The following is a 17900-nucleotide window of genomic DNA, read 5'->3' as shown; positions in this document are numbered from 1 at the left end:
CCCCCAGGACCACCACCGCCACCACCGAACGAGCCCACTGAACGAGCCCACCGAACGAAAGGCACACCCTCATGAAGCGCCTACGGGGACCCTCGCCGCTGGAGCACGCCGGTGCCCGCCATCCCGCGCCGCTCGGCGCCGCCCACCGCGACGGCCTGGAGGAGGACGCCGGCGACCGTATCTGGGACGTCTGCGTCATCGGCAGCGGCGCCAGCGGCGCCGTCGCCACCGACCGGCTGGTCCGCCAGGGGCTGGACGTCCTAATGATCGAGGAGGGCGTCCGGCTGGCCCCGCACGTGGACCTCGACGAGGCCGAGACCCTGACCCGGACCGCCCTGGCCCGGGACGAGAGCGGCCGGTGGACGGACGAGGGCTGGCCGTGGACGACCTCCAACCTCGGCGGCGGCACCGTCTTCTACGGCGGCGCCTCCTTCCGCTACCAGCCCTTCGACTTCGACCCCGGCACCCTGATCCACACCGACGGCGCCGATGTGCGCTGGCCGTACTCCCTGGCCGACCTCGTGCCCTACTACGAGGTGCTGGAGCGCCGGCTGGGCGTGCACGGCGGCCCCGAACCGGCCACCGCCCGCGAGGGGCGGGGCGGCCGCGGCCCCGCCCACCGGCCCTCCCCCGCCGGCGAGGTGCTGCGCGAGGCCGGCGAGTCGCTGGGCTACCGGCCGTTCCCCACCCCGCTGGCCATCAACCGCGAGCCCTACGGGGGCCGCGCGGGGTGCGACCGGGAGTCGCTGTGCGTCAGCCACATCTGCCCCACCGGCGCCAAGGGCGATGTCGTCTCCGTCTTCCTCGCCCCGCTGGCCGCCCACCCCAACTTCACGCTGCGCACCGGCGTCCGGGCGCTGCGCCTGGAGCAGCGGCGGGCCGGGGAGGTGGCGTCGCTGCGCTGTCTGGACCGGTTCACCGGCACGGCGCGCACCGTCCGTGCCCGCGCCTTCGTCCTGGCCTGCAACGCCGTCCAGTCCGCCGCGCTGCTGCTGCGCTCCCGCACCCCGTACTCCCCCGACGGGGTGGGCAACCACTCGGGGATGGTGGGGCGCGGGCTGTGCGTGAAGCTCAGCGAGTACCTCAGCGGGACGGTGGCGGCCGCGCCGGAGGTGCTGGCGGACCCGTACACGACCACGGGCCCGTTCTCCACCGTGGCCTTCCTCGACCACTACCTCGACCCCGAGTGCCCCACCGGGGTCGGCGGCCTGATCTACGAGTCCAAGCGCGACCGCGCGCGGAAACTGGTCCGGGACGCGCTGGAGCTGCGGGTCGAGACGATCCTGGCCGACCACCCCAGCCTGGACAACCGGGTCGGGCTGTCGGACCGCCTCGACGAGCACGGCATGCCGGCCGTCGTCATCGACTACACACCCGACCCTCGCGACCTGGAGCGGCTGAGCTGGATGAGCGGCCGCTGCGAGCGGCTGCTGCGCACGGCGGGCGCGACCGCCGTCGTCCGCCGGAGCACCGGCTTCGCGCAGGGCAGCTCCCATCTGCACGGCACCTGCCGCGCGGGCGAGGACCCGGCCCGCTCCGTGGTGGACCCCTGGGGCCGGGTGCACTCCGCGGACAACGTCTACATCGTGGACGGCAGCTTCATGCCGTACCCCGGTGGCCTCAACCCCACGCTGACCATCCAGGCCCACGCGCTGCGCACCAGCGGGGCGATCGCCTCCCACCTGGCGGCCGACCGCGCCGCCCACGTGTGAGCGCGCCCGGGCACGACGAGCACGAGGAGAACCGGAGCATGGACACCCCCATCGGCTGGCCGCCGCGCACCCGGCGCGTCCGCGCCTACCGCAACATCGTCATCGACGGCGCCTGCAACCTGCGCTGCACCTACTGCGAGGTCAAGAAGATCAAGGTGAACCAGGAGGCCACCAAAGCCTCCCTGGACCGGATCTTCGAGAAGTACGAGGCGGACGGCGCGCTCTTCCGCGTCGAGTCCAACGGTGAGATCACCCTGTACCCCAAGATCCTCGACCATCTCCAGCGCCGCGCCGCCGAGGGCCTGCGCATCGAGGTGCTGAGCAACGGCACCAAGCTGCCGCGCTGTCTGGAGGGGCGCGAGGACCTGCTGTGGGTGTTCTCCGTCGACGGCCACACGGCGCGCATGAACGCCAAGCGCGGGCTCGGCCAGGAGCAGGTGGACCGGATCATCGACGCCGCCGTCGACCTCCAGGCGGAACTCCAGCTCGTCTACCACGACCAGACCATCGACGAGATCAACGAGATGATCGACCTGCTGAAGTCCCGCGGCTATCAGGGTCTGCTGCACTTCATGCCGCTGCTCGCCTTCAAGGGCCGGCCCCTCACGGTGAACCTGCGCTACGAGGACCTCCACCAGGCGGACTTCCTGGCCCCGCCCGAGTACTTCCGCCGCTGGAACCACATCTTCGAGACCGGCAAGCGCGACGCGGTCTGCGACCAGATCACCAACGGCTACACCTACTCGGTCGCCGACGACGACATCCAGATGGTCAAGTGCGACTGCTACTCGGTTCCCAAGCACCTCTACCACGAGTTCGGGCCCATCCGTGAGTACGACAACTGGCCCTGCGGCACCTGCATCGCCAACCAGGAGTTCAACAGCTCCCGGCCCCGGATGCGGGTGCCCGAGGGCCGTGTCCCCCTGCCGCTGGTATGACCGGCGTCCAGCGGTTCGTCCTCGTCCGGCACGCCCAGGCCGAGGTCAACGTCCTGGCCGACGACGACCTGATGACGGGGCACGACGCGGACGCAGGCCTCACGCCGCTGGGCGAGGAGCAGGCGCGGGCGCTGGCCGGGCACCTGGCACGGGACCGGGCCACCTGGCCCGGCCCGTCCGGTGCCCATGGGTTCGTGCTGTTCAGCAGCCCGCAGCGGCGGGCGCTGCGCACCGCGGAGGTGCTGGCCGCCGGGCTGGGGCTGCCGGTGACGCCCGATGCCCGGCTGGCCGAGCTGCGCTCGCCCCGGCGCTTCCCGCGTCCGCTGACGGTCCGTGAGTGGGACGCGCTGCTGGAGGCCCGGCTGCGGCGTCCCGGCGAGGAACCGGCGGCGGGGGTGGAGAGCTGGGTCGCGCAGCGTGCCCGGGCGCGCGGGTTCCTGCGGGAGCGGTGCGCGCCGGGCACGGCGGGCGGGTTCGTGCTGGTCTCGCACGCGGAGACCATCCAGGCGCTGCTGCTGGAGCTCCTGGGCCTGGACGACGCGGTCCTGCCGGCCACCCGCTTCAAGGTCAGCAACACGGGCGTGTTCATCGTGGACAGGGCCCCGGGCGGGGCCCCGGAGGGAACGGAGAAGGCATGCGGCTCCCTGGTCGTGGCGAACTCGAAGGCGCACCTGGCCAGGACGGCGTGACGGCCGCGACGCGGCTGCTCGTCGTCAAGTGCCTCGCCGACGAGACCGGTGAGGACCCGGAGGCCATCGCGGCGGCCGGCCATCTGGACGTGGGCGACCGGGACTATGTGAACATCGTCAACCGGCTGGAGGCGTTCACCGACCGCACCCTGGACCTGCTGGCCGGCGGCAACCGGCGGCTGGTCGTCGACGACCTCTGCGCCCGGATCACCGGGACGGCGCGGGGGGCCGGCCATGGCTGACCGGCCCCGCGCGCTGTTCGAGATCTACGACGAGGGGTTCGACTGCGCCACCTGGGGCGGCGTGGAGACCGCGCTGTGGCATCTGGCGGAGGGGCTGCGGTCCCTCGGCGTGCGGGCGGAGTTCTACCGCTCGTCGGAGGGCGCCGATCTCACGGCGCTCGCCGGCCGGGTGGCCGCGGAGCGTGTCGACGCGGTCTTCCCCCTGGTGGAGAGCCCGTTGTTCGCCGGCGACCAGTGGCGCCGGCTGCCGGGCCTCCACCGGCGGGTGGTGCGGATCTGGCACGACGTGAGCCGTCTGTCGCCGGGTATGGCGACACCGCCGCCCTGCCCGGCGCACTCCCGAGGCCTGCCCGTCCGGGGCACGGTCGCCGAGGGCTGCCCGGCCGCCCCCGCGCATCCGGAGGGCCCGATGCGGGAGGTGTTCCTGCGCGACCTGCCGTGGACGCGGTGCTTCCCGGACGGTGTCCGCATCCCCTGGGCCGCCGACCACCTGCCGGGCGAGGATCTGCGCGACCCCCGGGGGCCGGTGGTGCTCCAGCTCGGCAAGGTCCCCGCCAAGGAGGCCCGGTTGTGCCTGGACCGGCTGGCGGCGGCCGGGGTGCCGGTCCGGGTGATCTTCGCGACCTGGTCGAAGGAGGGGCGCCGGGCCCGGGAGCTGGCCCGGGCGCACCCGGCCTCGGACACGTTCGAGATCCTCGACGCGTACGACATCCGCGCCGACTGGCGGCGGGTGTTCGGCGGGGCCCGGCTGTTCGCCCTGCCCTCCGCCTTCCACGAGACCTTCAACTTCGCGGCGGCCGAGGCCGTCCAGCTCGGCCTGCCGGTCGCCGCCCTGGCCGGCTCGGGCGCCCTGACGGCGTTCGCCTCCCTCACCGCGCCGTCGGCCGGGGAGCTGATGGACCTGGTCGTCGCCCGTGGCGCGGCCGTGGCCCCGCGGCCGCGCCCGCGCACCGGGTGGCGGGACGTGGCCCGGCGGTACGCGGCGGTCGTCGCCGGGCGGCCGGCCGCACCGGACACGGAAGGGCAGGACGCATGCCGGATCTGACGGCCGAACTCGGCGCGGCCCACACCCTGTTGATCGCCCCGCACCCCGACGACGTGGCCTACTCGTGCGGGGGCCTGCTGGCCGCCCGCGCCGGAGCGGCCCGGGCGACGCTGCTGACGGTGTTCACCCGCTCCTCCTGGGCGCTGCCCAAACGGCTGCGCAGGGCGGGGCCCGACGTGATCACCGCGCGGCGGAAGGAGGAGGAGCTGCGCTACTGCCGGGCCCGCGGCCTGGCCCGGTACGTGCCGCTGGGCTTCGACGACGCGAGCCTGCGCGGCTACGACGACGACACGGAGATGACGGCCGACCCGGCGCGGGACCCGCTGCGCGAACCGGTGGCCCGGGCCGTCGCGGCCGCCGTCCGCGAACTGCGGCCCGGCCTGGTGCTGGCACCGGCCGCGGTGGGCGGCCACGTGGACCATCTGCTGGTGCACGAGGCCGTGCGCCGGTCGGCGGGCGACGGGGTGCGGCGCCTGTACTACGAGGACCTCCCCTACGCGGCGCACCACGCGCTGCCCGCCGTCGAGGGCCTGCTGTCCGGCTCGCGCGGCCTGGTCCCGTACGCGACGACCGACGTCTCGGGCGTGTTCCAGGAGAAGGTGCGCGGCATGTACGTGTACGGCAGCCAGACCGACGACGAGTGCGTCCGCGAGGTGACGCTGCACGCCCGCCGGGTGGCGGCGCCGGCGGGCGGCGGCCGCGCCGAGCGGGTCTGGGCGGTGGCCGGCGCGGCGGGAAACCCGTGAGCGGCCGGGCCCGGACCGGCCGCCCGGCGGGGCGGTCAGCGCAGCGCGGCCACGTAGCGGGCCATGTCCTCCAGTTCGTCGGTCATCCGGCGGGCGGCGGCCTCCGCCGGGTCGGGGCAGCGGCGCAGCCAGCTCTTGACGTTCCACCACAGGGCCTCGCCGGCCAGGGCCAGCGCCGTGTCGAGGACGGCGTCGTCGGCGAGGGCCGTGCGCAGCGCCGCCAGGGCCGGTCCGTCGAGGCGCGTCTCCACGACGAAGGAGGCGATCTCGGACTCCAGGCACCCGGCGCCGCCCCAGATCCAGTCCGGCCCGAACCGGCGGACGGTGACGGGCGCGCCGGGCCGTCCTGCGCCGGTCTGCCAGTGCCAGCCCTGGTGGGAGTAGGGCAGGGAGGTGCGGAACAGCCGGCCTCGGCGGCCGCCGAGGGCGGCGCGGCGGGGGACGTGGCGGTCCAGCCAGGCGCCGTCCACGGGGAGCGGGCGGGCGAGCCGTTCCCGCAGCCTGCCCAGCGCCGTGCCGAGCCGCTCGCGCGGGTCGTAGGTGACGGCGGGGTCGACGGTGCCGAGGCCCGCCAGTTCGTCCAGGCGCCGCCAGTAGCGGGCCACGGCGCGCAGCGCCGCGTCGCGCTCGGTGTCGGTGAACGTGCCGAGGGCGGGGCCGAGGGGGCGCAGCCCGGGCTCGTGCGCGGTGATCAGGTAGCCGTCGAGGTAGTGGCGTCCGGGGGGCAGGAACTCCCCCAGGGCGTCGAGGGTTTCGGCGCACTGGGCGCCGTGCGGGCCGGTGCCGATGAAGCGGAAGTGGTGGGCGGTGTCCTCCTGGCCCGGGTGTGCGTCCTGGGCCAGGGTGAAGGGCCGATTCCGGGGGCTGATGCGGTGGGGCCCGCCGGGGGCCCGGTCCGGGACGGGATGCCCGAGGTAGGTCTCCTCGAAGGGGCCGCGGAAGGGTACGAGGCGGTGGGCCCGGCCGTCGTCGGGCAGGACGCCGTGCGCCCGCAGGCGGGCCGCGACGCCGTCGGGTCCGTCGCCGGCCAGTTGCCACAGGCGTGCGGGGCCGGTGCGGACGGGCGGGCTCTGCCGCAGGGGCCGTATCTCCGTCGCGTCCACGTGGTAGACGCGGCCGGGGGCCGCGAACAGGACGGCGGCCGCCCGTGGGTAGCGGTGGGTCAGGGCGGCGTGCACGGCTCGCGCGGTGTCGCCGGAGTCGGGCTGGTCGTCGACGGCGACGACGAGGGTGCCCGGGGGCAGGGCGGCGGGCAGCCGTCCGGTCTCGGTGGGGACCAGTGTGATCCGTCCGGCCTGCCGCAGCGGGCGCAGGCTGGTCCAGGGGGCCGCTTCGCGTCCGGCCCCGGCGACGGCCGCGGCCCACAGCGGGGCCAGGTAGGAGCCTCCGGTGCGCACGCCCACGACGAACACCGGGGTGCCGGGGCGAGTGGTCGCGAGCCACGCGGTGGCGTGGGTGTGGGCCAGTTCCAGGTCGGCGAGGTCGTAGCCGTGGGCCTCGGGGGTCTTCCAGTCGGTGGCGTGCCGCAGCAGGGCCTCGGTGCGGGCGTCGCCCCGGGCGGTGCCGGAGCGCCACAGCTCCCCGGTGGTGGCGGACGCTTCGGTCATGGCGCGGGCCAGGAATGCCGCCGGGTCCGGGGCCGGGGCGGCGGGGCGCCCGTCCGCTTCGGCGGCCAGGGCCTCGGCGAGCGTCCGGCAGGTCCGTCGCACCTCGTCCAGCAGCGCGTGGGCGCCGGCCGGTGCGGCCCGGCAGGCGGCCGTGTCGGCGAGGACCTGTTCGATGAGGCAGGCGCAGGCGTAGCGGGAGTGGGCGTCGCCCTCCCGGGCCGCCCGCTCCACGGCCGCGCGGTGCAGCGCGGGCGGTCGTCCGCCGTGTTCGGGTCCGTCGTGCGCCGGTCCGTTGTGCGCCGGCCGGTCGTGCCCCACCTTCCGCGGTGTTCTCACAGTTCTCCCCGTCATGTGTCGTGGCGTCATTCCCGGTGGTTTTTCCCACGGAATTCCCCGTGGCCGGCCCGGTGCCGGACGGCCATGACTGTGGACGCACCGGACCTCTTTTCTCAATATCCCGTCGGATAAAGGACCTTCGATGACGCAAATTCTTTCCACATTGGCCGAATCACCGACGTGCCCCCGGGACGGGAACGGTATTCCCCGTGTATTCACCGAGGCTCGCGGCGCGTTTCTCACCGACGTTTCCGGGAAAAGCTGGATCGACTTCGACAACGCCCGGGGCTCGGTCCTGCTGGGGCACGGCGACCCGGACGTCGCCGAGGCCGTCGCCCGCGCGGCGCGCGGGGAGGCGGGCACGGCCACCGGCTGGAGCCCGTTGCTGGACGAGGTGACGGCCCGGTTGCTGGCGCTGTGCGGGGGCGAGGTCGTCGGCCTGTTCCGGACCGGTACCTCGGCCGTGCGGGCGGCGGTGCTCGCCGTGCGGGAGACGGTGGGCCGTCCGCTGGTGCTCAGCGCCGGCTACCACGGCTACGACCCGATGTGGTCCCCGGCGCCCGGGCTCCTGGAGCCCAACGCCGATGGTGTCGTGGACTTCTTCTTCGACCTCGGCCTGCTGGAGGAGCTGCTGCGCGACCGGGACCGGGTCGCCGCCGTGGTGGTCTCCCCCGACCACATCCATCTGTCGGCCCGCTGGTACGGGCGGCTGCGCGAGCTGCTGGCCGGGGCGGACGTGCCGCTGATCGTGGACGAGGTGAAGGTGGGGTTCCGCTACGGCGCCGGGCTGTCCACCGCCGGCCTGCTCGACCCGGACGTGTGGGTCGTCGCCAAGGGCATGGCCAACGGCTGGCCGACCGCCGCCGTCGGCGGGTCGCGCGCGCTGCTGCGGCCGTTGCGGGAGGTTTCGTTCACGTCGTTCTTCGAGCCGACGGTGCTGGCCGCCGCCGGGCGGACGCTGGCGCGCGTGGCCACGGGCGAGCCGCAGAAAACGGTGCGGGAGGCGGGCGACCGGTTCGTGGAGCACGCCCGTACGGCCCTGGCCGCGGCCTCGTTGCCGGTGGAGGTGGCGGGCGACGGCGCCTTCTTCCAGTTCGTGCCCGCCGGCCGTGACGTGGGGAAGGCGCTGTGGCGGGCGGCCGCGGAGGAGGGGCTGCTCTTCTACAAGGGCGACAACCAGACGGTCTCCGCGGCCTTCGGGCCGAAGGCGCTGGCCGAGGCCGAGGAGCGGTTCGGCCGCGTGTGCGCGCGGCTGGCCCCGTACGCCTCGGACGCCGTGGTGACCGAGGAGGCGCGCTACGCGGCCGCCTGGAACGTCCTGGACGGGCTGCGCGAGGCCGATCGCGACCGGGCCGGCACGACCACGTGGATCGGCCGGCTCCTGGACGACTGAGAAACCCCCCGCCGCAAAGCCGTTGGCCCCCGCGCAGAAAGGCACACACCCACTCCCATGGACCGTCCGTCGACGCCCGGCCCGGCAGCCGTGGAAACACAAGAAGAGCAAGCGGAAAAGCGATTCGGCGCGAAGTGCGCCCGGCTTCTGCACCTCTCCGGCCATCCGCGATTCAGCGAGATCACCCTTCCCGTCCTCCCGCTCGCCGACACGGACGCCCGGGAATTCCTTACGGCGCGTGGCGCGGACTCCGGGGACCTCGTCCCCGCCTACGCCGCGTTCCTCCGCGACCGCCGGCCGGACCTGCCCGACAGGGTCGCGGCCGTCTGCGGCCCGGGCCCCTGGATCGTGCGGAGTTCGGGCGCGGAGGACCTGGACCACAACGTCAACGCGGGCGGTTACGAGAGCCTGGTGTGCGCCGGTCCCGCGGACCTGTTCCCCGTGGTGTCGGCCGTCGTGTGGAGCGGCTACGCCGAACGCGCGGTGGCCCAGCAGCGCCTGGCCGACCCCGGATACGAGCCGGCGCCGATCGCCGTCTTCGTCCAGCCCCTGGTCGCCGCCCCCGTCGAAGGGCCGCCGCCCGCGGCCGACGAGACACCGCTGCTGGACGAGGCGACGGTCGCCGCGCTCGGCCGGTGGACTGCGCTGCTGCACGACCACTTCGCCCTGGAACGGCTCGACTGCGAGTGGGTGCTGGAGACCGACGCCGGTCTCGTCTCCGTCACCGGCCTCACCGAACGCACCGGCGCCGGGCCCCTGACCGGCCAGTTGTCCCTGGGCTTCGGCTTCGCCTCCGCCCAGCGCCTCGACGGCACGGACAACAGCCTGGCCTGGCTCACCGGCGACCCGGGCACCACGCTGTGGCGGGGCGAGGTCCTGCGGGCCACCGGCACGCGCGTCCTGCGCCTGGTCCAGGTGCGGCCCGCCGAGGCCTTCGACCCGGCGCCCACCCTCCGGGTCCTCACCGGCGAGGCGCGCCGGGAGTGGGACGAGCGGTGCGCCTCCCGCCCGGCGGACCTGCTGGTCCCGCCGCGGACGGTCGCCGCCACCGCCTTCCTCACCGCCACCCGGCTGGACGAGGCGTGGGCGCAGTACCTGCTGCTGGACCCGGCGCGGCGGGACCGCACCGGTCATGTGCTCGTCGAGCGCGGCAGCCCCGCCGAGCACGCCGCGGTGATGTTCCGTCAGTACGGTGTGGCGGTGCTGCGGGGCCGTCCGGAGGACGTCCCGGAATCGGCGTCGTACGTGCTGGCCGATCCCTGGGCGGAGCGCTGCTGGTTCGGCTCCGGCCGTCCCCCGGCGGTGCGGACCGAGGAGCGGCGTTTCGCGGCCGTGCCGCCCGGGTGCCGGCTGCTGTCCGGCGCGGACTCCGCGAGCCGGGTGGCGGCGGACGCCGTCGCGCGGGGCGAGCGGCTCACGCCGGAGGACATGCCGGGCCTGGACCGTCTCCGGGCGCCGGCGCATCTGTCCCCCGCGGCGTACCGGCGCCTGGTCGACGGCAGTTTCCTGCCCGATCCCGCGTGCTGGCGCCGCGAGGGCACGGCGGTGGTCTCACCGGCGTTCGCGGCCCAGGTCGTGGACGCCGCGCTGGCCCTGAGCGCGGACCCGGCACGGGTCCTGGCCGTCGCGCCGCCGGAGGCGGGCCCGTACGCGCGCGGGCTGGTGGCCGCCCGGGCGGCCGGCGCCTCCGGGGTCGCGGTGGCGCTGCCCCGGTGTGCCGCGGCGGCGGGCGCGGACCTGTTGGCCTCGGCGGTCGCCGGGCGCGCGGACGTGCGGTTCGCCGTGGCGCTGGCGCGGCTGGAGGGCCGTGCCGGTCTCTCCCCGGCGGTGCTGGGGGCGTTGCTGCCGGCGGCCCTGCGGCTGACCGGCGAGGCGGCCGGGCGGGCGGCGACGGCGCTGGTGGAGGCCGTGGAGTCGCTCGGGGACGCCTTCGACGCGCTGGACGTGTACTCCGCGCGGGAACGGGAGGAGATCCCGCTGCGTCTGCTGGAGGCGCTGCCCCTGGCGGACGCCGCCGCGACGGAGGAGCTGTGCCGGCTGGCCCGGCGTTCGGCGCTGCCACCGGGGGAGACGGTCCGGCTGGTGGCGGCGGCCGCCGCCGACCGGGATTTCGCCGGGCGCTATCTGGCGCTGGAGCGGGGCCGGGTGGCGCTGGCCGCCGCCGGCCCGGCCGAGGCTCCGGCCCGGGCGCGGGAACTGGCCGGGACGTACCGCGCGTACGCCGCCGCCCCGGCCCTGACGGGCGACGACCACCGGCAGCTGCCGGTGCTGGCCCGGTGCGATCTGATCGAGACGTACGACGCCGCGCTCAAGCACCTTCTGCTGGAACTGGTCGACCGGCCGGACCGGCTGCTCCACGAGGCGTACCTGGGGGTGATGTCGGCCTGGCTGGACCTGGCCGCGGCCTTCGGCCTGAGCGAGCGGGAGGCCCGCGCTGTGCGGGGGTTCGAGGAGTGGATCGCACGGTGGCGGGCCGCCGGGCCCGCCGCGGACCACACCATCGAGGAGAACGCCTCGTGGCGGCGGCTGCTGGAGGCGGCGGCGTCCTCGGCGCCCGCGCCGCCCAACGCCCACCAGTTGCACAACGGGATCCACCAGTGGCTGCTGGCGACGACCGAGCGCTATCCGGCCGGGCGGGCGCCCAGCGGTGTGGCGGCGCTGCACGAGGTCGCGGACCGGTTCTGCCGGGGCGGCGACAAGCTGCTGCGGCTGACCCGTGACGCGTTCGAACTGGACGTGCCGCTGTCCCTGCACAAGGCGAGTCTGCTGTTCACGCCGGACCGTGTGGAGGCGGAGTGGAGCGAGCAGCCGGACGTCACCGAGGATCTGACGGGGCGGCTGCTGGCGTTCGAGGTCCTGCTGGAGCGCTTCGGCCACTGGTTCCCCGCCGTGTCCTTCCGCACCGAGCGGCTGCGGATGGCCGGTACGTGGACGCTGCGGATCGAGGCCCGGCCGGGGCGGGGCGCGGAGCGGTTCCGTCACGAGGACATGGCCCTGGTGCTGGGCCTGCTGCGGACGCTGTTCGACGGTTCGTACGACTTCTCGTACGTGCCGGCCGAGGAGGTGGCCGGGCTGGCGGACGCCGTCCGCGACCCGCGCTGGCGGACGGTGTTCACGGCCCTGCTGGACTACCGCGAGCGGTACGACGACTCGGCCCAGTACGAGACCCTGGAGACGCTGCCGCTGGCCACCGCCGTGGCCACGCTCTGCACCGACGTCCCGGTCCGTGAGACGGTGTTGCGGCTGTCGCAGGAGGGGCCCGGGGCGGCGGTCGCGGAGCTGGACGCGCTGGCGCGGGCGGCGGCCGGGGCGGACGGTCCGTCCGCGTGGATGGCGACGTCCACCGGGATCGCGCAGGTGGCGCTCCTCCTCGCCGCCCGCCACCCCCACGCGGCGGTCGAGGTGCTCGCCGAGCGTCCAGGGGCGGCGTGGGCGGGCGTCCTCGCCACCGCGCTGCTGCCGCGGCGGGACGTGCGCGAGCGGGTCGTCGCGGCACTGGGCGAGCTGCGGGACGCCCCCGGCGACGGGTTCGGCGCCCTGGTGCTGCGGCACGCCCCCCACCTGGTGGTGAGGGCGGGCAACGCCGTGGAGGTGTGCCGGGCCGTGCTGAAGGAGCCCAAGGCGCACCGGCGGGCCAAGCAGTACCTGGCGCACGCGCACGCCGCCGCGCTGGCCCCGGCCGGGTTGCTCGGCCCGCTCGTCGCGGAGCTGGAGGTGGTGCCGTACGGCCGGGACGACGAGCAGGAGGCCGTGCTGGCGGGGGCGTCGGCGGAGGCGGGCGGGCGGTTGCGCGCCGGTATCCGTTCGAAGGTCGATGAGACGCACCCCGTGTTCCTGCGGGCGCGGTAGCCGGCGGCGGGTGGGGTGCCCTCCCGGGGACGGGAGGGCACCCCACAGTGCCGACGCGTGGTCAGCGCAGTCCGAGCGCGGTGGTGACGGTGGTGAACAGCTCGGTCTGGTCGGTGACGCCCCGGACGCGTTCCGCGTACGGGCCCCGGGCCGAGATGCCCACCTGGGTGCCGGTGTGCTCCTGGCCGTCCGCGGGGGTGTCGGTGGTGGAGTAGCCGACCTTGATCCTGCCGCCCTCGTCGGTGACGAGGGTGGCCGACAGCCCGGGCGGGTTGATGTCGACGGGAAGGATCTGGGTGCTGTGGCCGTGGTCGGCGGTGGCGACCACCAGGGTGTCGGGGTGGCGGGCGGCGTAGTCCTGGGCCACCTTGACGGCGCGGTCGAACGCGGCGGTCTCCCCGATCTGCCCGCACGGGTCGGCCTCGTGGGCCTGCTTGTCGATGGAGGCGCCCTCGACCTGGAGGAAGAAGCCCTTGTCCGGCCCGTTCCCGCCCTTCGCCTTGGCCTCCAGCAGCCCGATCGCCTTGGTGGTCAGCTCCGCCAGGGCCGGGGTGCCGGCCGGGCGCTTGGGGTTGGTGGCACAGCGCTGCGGCGGGGTGCCGCCGGCGGCCGCGGGCCGGCCGCTCCACTCCACCGGGAGCGAGTCCGGCGCGAACAGGCCGAGCAGCGGGCGGTCCGGCCCGGCGGCCTTCAGGCCATGGGCGTCGGTGACGACGCGGTAGCCCTGCTTCTCCGCCTGCTGGGTCACGGTCAGCCCCCGGTACGGGCCTTCGGTGATCTTCTGGTCGAAGCGCTGCCGGCCGCCGCCGAGGAGCACGTCCGGGCGCAGCCGCACGGACTGTTCGGCGATCGATCCGGGCCCGCCGCGGCCGATGGTGTCGCGCGGGCAGCTTGCCATGTCGGCCGGGCCCTGACAGTCGCGTTCGGTGACGTGGGAGGCCATGGCGGCGGGGGTGGCGCCGGTGAGCTCGTCGGTGGTGACCGATCCGGTGGCCAGGCCCTTGCGGCGGGCGAGTTCGAGGACGGTGGGCACGGCGACGTCGGTGTCCGGTGTCTTCGAGACGCGGCCGTTGACGGTCTTGCGGCCCGTGGACCAGCCGCTGGCGCTCGCCGCGGAGTCGGTGACGTAGTCGGGACGGCCCTTGCTGTCGACGGAGTACGTGGTGTACTTGCCGGTCTCGGGGAAACGGTCGAGGGCGAGGCGGCCGCCGGCGCCGACGGTGTAGTCGCGGGCCAGGGTGACCTCCTGGTCGCCCATGCCGTCGCCGATGAGCAGGATGACGTTCCTGGCCTTGCGGGGAGTCTGGTCCGCGCTCCCCCCGCCCGCCGGGGCGGCCGCCGTGGGCAGGGCGGCGCCGACGACGAGGAGTGCCGCGGCGCCCCATGCGAGGCGGCCGCGACGGGGGGCCGGAGTGCTGTGGGAGGTGCGGAAGAGCCGTAAGGGGTTGGCTGCGTTCAATGTGCTGACCTCCGGGTTCGCGGGACCGTGGGCGGCCCGGGGCCGCGCACCGTCCGCTCAAGCGAATGGGTTGGCACGCGAGCGTACGCCGCACCACGGATCAATTGTCAACAAGGTTGGACGGTGGTAGTGATTACGAGGTCAGTCAACCGCTAGAGCGGGCGTTCGGCCCGGCTGAAGACCATTCCACGTGAAGGTGGCGCATGAGTGCCAACGCATCGGCATCCGGCCAGCCCGGTCGCCCCCTTGTGCGCAAGTTCGACCAGCGGCTGAGCGAGCTGATCACGGCCATCTACCCGGACGAGCGCAAACGTCCCGGGTACGCCCGCCTCGCCAAGGAGATACGCGAGACCACCGGGGGCACGATCTCCGGTACGTATCTGTGGGAGCTGGCCACGGGCAAGAAGCGCAACGTCACGCTCGAACAGCTCGACGTCCTCGCCGAGTTCTTCGGCGTGCCCCCCGAGTACTTCATCAGCGAGGAAGTGGCCGAACGGGTCGGCTCGCAGCTGCGGCTGGCCACGGCGCTGCGCGACGCCCGGGTGCGCAACCTCGCCCTGCGCGCCCAGGGGCTGTCGCCGGCCACGCTGGACGCGGTGCTGGCCATCGTCAACGAGGCACGGAAGGTCCAGAACCTGTCGTCGGTGCACGACGACGGACCGCCACCCGCCCGGTCGTAGGCGGAGACGCCCGAACGGGCCTGTCACATATGGCGTGTTGTCGTACCCCGCCCCATCGGGTCGGCCATGATGGTGACCATGAACATGGGCTTACGCAACCGCTACCCCGGCCACGAGTGGACCCCGGTCACCGACGGCGACTCGGGGGCCTTCGTCTACCGGCTGTCGGGCCCCTCGGCGCTCTACGCCAAGGTCGCTCCCCTCGACCGGGACGCCGGGCTCGGCCTCGACCTGGAGGGCGAGGCCGCCCGGCTGCACTGGCTGACCGAGCGGGGCTTCCCCGCCTCCCGGGTCGTCGACCTGGGCTCCGACGCCACCGTGTCATGGCTCGTCACGGAGGCCGTGCCCGGTGTGTCCGCCGCCGAGGAGTGGCCCCGTGAGCAGCGCCGGCACGTCGCCGGGGTCATGGCGGAGGTGGCCCGGGCGCTGCACGAACTCCCCGTCGCCGAGTGCCCCTTCGACCAGTCGCTGGCCGTGACGGTCCCGCAGGCCGAGCGGAACCTCGCGGGCGGCCTGGTGGACCTGGACGACCTGGAGGAGGAGCGGCTCGGCTGGCCGGCCGAGCGGCTGCGGGAGGAGCTGGCCCGTACGCGTCCGGCGAAGGAGGACCTCGTCGTCTGCCACGGCGACCTGTGCCCCAACAACGTGCTGCTCGACCCGGAGACCGGCCGGCTCACCGGTGTGATCGACGCCGGCCGGCTGGGCCGGGCCGACCGTCACGCGGACCTCGCCCTCGCGCTCAGGGAGCTGAGCCGCGAGGAGGACCCGTGGTTCGGCCCGGACTGCGTGGCGGCGTTCACCGAACGCTACGGTCCTGCTCTGGTCGACCCGGAGAAGCTGGCCTTCTATCAGCTGCTGGACGAGTTCTTCTGACGGTGCCCCGGTCGCGGGCCGCGACCGGAGCACCGGACGCCGCGTCAGGCTCCGCGCGGAAGGCGCGTACGGGCGCGGAGCGGTAGGCCCGGGCCACCTCCCGGAGGAACGCCGTCTCGCCGGTGAGGCCGGCGACCGGCGCGCCGAGGAGGTCGGGGCCCCGCAGCGGGCCGGTCGCCGCGGGCCGGCCCGCCGCCTTCGCCTCGATCCCGGCGCGGATCACACAGGCCAGGAGGGCGGCGCGCGGGCCCGCGCCGGCCGGCCCGCGCGTCTTCAGGTGCTCGCGCGCTCGGCGGGCGACGGCGGGCCCGGTGTACCGGCGCAGCACGAGGAACGCGTCGTGGATCTCGATCACCCGCCGGTAGGCGAGCAGGCGCCACGGCAGGGCCGGCCAGAGAAGGTCCAGCAGCCGGGGCTGCGGCTTGTGCAGGACGACTTCGGGCACGGCCTCGGCCACGTCACGCCAGAGCCGCCCCAGCCGCCAGACGGTGGCGATGTCCGGCGCGCCGCGGCGCAGGGCGGCGGCCACCGGCACGAGGAGGGCCGCGGCGAGCAGCAGACCGTGCGCGTCCATCAGGAGGCGCTGGCAGGGGACGACCCGGGGGACGTCCAGCAGCAGCCGGGCGAGCTGTGCGAGCCAGTACAGCGCGGCGCAGGCCGATCCCCAGCCGAGCAGACGGAGCGTCAGCCGCAGCGACGGGCAGCGGGCGGCCGGCCCGTACTGGTGGCACGCCGCCACGCAGACGACGTCGGCCAGCAGGTGGATCTCGATGACCAGCAGCCAGTACACGGCCGAGGGTTCCGGCGCCTCCGGCGGATGCGCCCCGGCCCGCGCGTGCGGTCCCGACTCCAGGTCGAGCAGCAGCACCGTGGCGGCCATCATCGCGGCGCCCGCCCACAGCCAGGCCGTCGCCCGGCGGCTGTCGCGCAGGGTGGAGTACAGGACGAAGTGGAGCACGGCCGCGGCGGACACCAGCCCGGACAGCTCCTGGGCCAGCAGCGCCGGGTGGGCGTCGGCGCCGGCCCACCGGTCCAGGACCAGGACGGCCGCGGTGGCGGCGGCCGCGAGCCACAGCCCGCGCTGGGACCGCGACCGGACGGCGGACGGGAGTCTGAGCACGACCGCGGCCACCAGGGCGAGGACGCCCGGGGTCTGGAGGAGGGAAGCGTTCACGCTCCCAGCCCCACGGCGGCCCGTAACCGGCCCAGGACGCCCTGGGGACGTTCCGCCCCCGAGGGGGGCCGGCCGGCCCGGATCATGGTGGCGAGCATCTCGGCCTCGCGTTCCTGGAGGGAGGTGTAGTTCGTCCGGGCCAGCAGCCGGTTGACCAGCCCGGCCCCGAGGTCCGGCAGGAGCCCGGCGGGGAGCGGGCCGTCCTCGTCCAGCATGTGGTGGTCGAAGAGCATGTGGCCGATCTCGTGGAGCACGATGTGCTCCTGGTGGACGCGGGTGGTGCGCTGTTCGAAGAAGATGTGGTCGTCCGTGTCGGTGGCCAGCCACACTCCGCAGGCCCCGGCCAGGGCGACGGTCTCCGGCAGCGGGTGCAGATGCAACGCCCGTCCCCGCCGCTCGGCCACGTGCCGGCAGAACGAGGTCAGGGAGAACGGCTCGGGCCGGTTGACCCGGTCCAGCACCTCCTCACACCGGCGACGCACTTCCGTATCTACCAACGGCATATGACTCCCCCTCTGGCGCAGGTAAGGGCGGCGACAACTGGCCTGCCAGGCCGCAGAGATCATCCCTCAACACCCCCGCCCGGGGGGAGACCGTGTCCGCCGGAGGAGTCCGTCAGCCGAGCCAGACGATGTCGATGACGTGCAGCCGCGCGGCCGAGCGGTTGATCCAGTAGACGGCGGTGAGGGGGCCGATCGCGGCGGAGCGGACGTCCTCGCCCTCGGGGTCCCGGCGGTCGAAGGCCGGGAAGGACCACGGGTCACGGGAGGCGATGTCCAGCACGTCGCGGAGCGTCTCGCGCACGTGCCCCGGAAGGGCGTCCAGTACGCCCAGGGCCTTCGGCGACAGACGCGCCGGCCAGGCCGCTTCGCTCACGGGCGGGTCCCGAGCGCGTCCTCCGACGCGACGCCGTCGGAGTCGTCCATGCCGGCGGCGAGGAACGCGTCGACGGCCGGGGTGGCGGCCAGGCGCGCCTGCCACGCGCGCACGACGTCGTGGACCGGCGTGAGGCTGTAGCTGTAGCGGGCGTCCTCCAGGGCCTTCACCCAGTCCCGTTCGAAGGCCGGCACCCAGCGCTCGGCACGGCGGTCGGCGCGGATCCGCGCGAGCAGCCGCGCGGCGGCGGCCGGGGCCGGGACGGACGGTGGGGCGTGCGG

The 17900-nt window shown here is 75.0% G+C and carries 16 protein-coding genes; 10 read left to right on the top strand and 6 right to left on the bottom strand.

Translation table 11 applies throughout. From position 1 onward, the window contains the following. Nucleotides 1-71: 71 nt before the first annotated feature. Genes K6I33_RS16460 through K6I33_RS16435 form a run of 6 tightly spaced genes read left to right on the top strand, consistent with a single transcriptional unit; the run spans nt 72 to nt 5372 of the window. On the top strand, nt 72-1712 hold the full coding sequence (locus K6I33_RS16460) for a GMC oxidoreductase (RefSeq protein WP_229352638.1): 1641 nt from the start codon (nt 72-74) through the stop codon (nt 1710-1712). A 38-nt stretch (nt 1713-1750) separates the two neighbouring features. Then, on the top strand, nt 1751-2650 hold the full coding sequence (locus K6I33_RS16455; protein ID WP_229352636.1) for a radical SAM protein: 900 nt from the start codon (nt 1751-1753) through the stop codon (nt 2648-2650). Beyond that, nucleotides 2647-3339, top strand: coding sequence for a histidine phosphatase family protein (locus K6I33_RS16450; RefSeq protein ID WP_229352634.1), 693 nt, complete (start codon nt 2647-2649; stop codon nt 3337-3339). The genes K6I33_RS16455 and K6I33_RS16450 overlap by 4 nt, the downstream gene beginning before the upstream one ends. Continuing rightward, nucleotides 3336-3581 (top strand): DUF6137 domain-containing protein, encoded by a 246-nt coding sequence (locus K6I33_RS16445; RefSeq protein WP_229352632.1) that lies wholly within the window; start codon nt 3336-3338, stop codon nt 3579-3581. The genes K6I33_RS16450 and K6I33_RS16445 overlap by 4 nt, the downstream gene beginning before the upstream one ends. Then, entirely contained in the window at nt 3574-4626 is a 1053-nt protein-coding gene (locus K6I33_RS16440) for a hypothetical protein (RefSeq protein WP_229352630.1), read from the top strand. Before K6I33_RS16445 ends, K6I33_RS16440 begins: the two co-directional genes overlap by 8 nt. Further along, the gene (locus tag K6I33_RS16435; RefSeq protein WP_229352628.1) at nt 4614-5372 is read left to right on the top strand and encodes a PIG-L deacetylase family protein; all 759 of its coding nucleotides are present in this window, start codon (nt 4614-4616) and stop codon (nt 5370-5372) included. Before K6I33_RS16440 ends, K6I33_RS16435 begins: the two co-directional genes overlap by 13 nt. A gap of 35 nt (nt 5373-5407) precedes the next feature. Here K6I33_RS16435 and K6I33_RS16430 read toward each other — a convergent pair whose 3' ends face one another. Beyond that, complete coding sequence (locus tag K6I33_RS16430; protein ID WP_229352642.1) at nt 5408-7315, bottom strand: phosphoribosyltransferase domain-containing protein; 1908 nt, start codon at nt 7313-7315, stop codon at nt 5408-5410. Nucleotides 7316-7457: 142 nt separating this feature from the next. Here K6I33_RS16430 and K6I33_RS16425 point away from each other — a divergent pair, with 142 nt between their 5' ends. Then, nucleotides 7458-8708, top strand: coding sequence for an aminotransferase class III-fold pyridoxal phosphate-dependent enzyme (locus tag K6I33_RS16425; RefSeq protein ID WP_229352623.1), 1251 nt, complete (start codon nt 7458-7460; stop codon nt 8706-8708). 57 nt (nt 8709-8765) lie between these two features. Then, complete coding sequence (locus K6I33_RS16420) at nt 8766-12557, top strand: hypothetical protein (protein ID WP_229352621.1); 3792 nt, start codon at nt 8766-8768, stop codon at nt 12555-12557. A gap of 61 nt (nt 12558-12618) precedes the next feature. Here K6I33_RS16420 and K6I33_RS16415 read toward each other — a convergent pair whose 3' ends face one another. Next, complete coding sequence (locus tag K6I33_RS16415; RefSeq protein ID WP_374284783.1) at nt 12619-14016, bottom strand: alkaline phosphatase; 1398 nt, start codon at nt 14014-14016, stop codon at nt 12619-12621. A gap of 203 nt (nt 14017-14219) precedes the next feature. On the opposite strand from K6I33_RS16415, the gene K6I33_RS16410 reads away from it, so the two are divergent. Together K6I33_RS16410 and K6I33_RS16405 are read left to right on the top strand one after the other, a co-directional pair. Further along, nucleotides 14220-14696 (top strand): hypothetical protein, encoded by a 477-nt coding sequence (locus tag K6I33_RS16410; protein WP_229352619.1) that lies wholly within the window; start codon nt 14220-14222, stop codon nt 14694-14696. A gap of 78 nt (nt 14697-14774) precedes the next feature. Beyond that, nucleotides 14775-15569 (top strand): APH(3') family aminoglycoside O-phosphotransferase, encoded by a 795-nt coding sequence (locus tag K6I33_RS16405; RefSeq protein WP_229352616.1) that lies wholly within the window; start codon nt 14775-14777, stop codon nt 15567-15569. Here K6I33_RS16405 and K6I33_RS16400 read toward each other — a convergent pair. The 4 genes from K6I33_RS16400 to K6I33_RS16385 form a co-directional block, all read right to left on the bottom strand. Next, complete coding sequence (locus tag K6I33_RS16400; RefSeq protein WP_229352614.1) at nt 15493-16743, bottom strand: MAB_1171c family putative transporter; 1251 nt, start codon at nt 16741-16743, stop codon at nt 15493-15495. The two genes, K6I33_RS16405 and K6I33_RS16400, sit on opposite strands and share 77 nt — an antisense overlap. Then, the gene (locus K6I33_RS16395) at nt 16740-17246 is read right to left on the bottom strand and encodes a hypothetical protein (protein ID WP_229352609.1); all 507 of its coding nucleotides are present in this window, start codon (nt 17244-17246) and stop codon (nt 16740-16742) included. The genes K6I33_RS16400 and K6I33_RS16395 overlap by 4 nt, the downstream gene beginning before the upstream one ends. Nucleotides 17247-17358: 112 nt before the next feature. Continuing rightward, nucleotides 17359-17619, bottom strand: a complete 261-nt coding sequence (locus tag K6I33_RS16390) for a hypothetical protein (RefSeq protein ID WP_229352599.1) — start codon at nt 17617-17619, stop codon at nt 17359-17361. Next, on the bottom strand, nt 17616-17900 hold a 285-nt coding region (locus K6I33_RS16385), incomplete at its 5' end, for a DUF6247 family protein (protein WP_229352597.1). The genes K6I33_RS16385 and K6I33_RS16390, both read right to left, overlap by 4 nt.

Origin of the sequence: Streptomyces sp. UNOB3_S3 (assembly GCF_020740895.1) — a bacterium.
Lineage (GTDB): Bacteria > Actinomycetota > Actinomycetes > Streptomycetales > Streptomycetaceae > Streptomyces.
The sequence above is the reverse complement of the archived record's forward strand: the minus strand, read 5'-3'. Positions and strand labels throughout refer to the sequence as shown.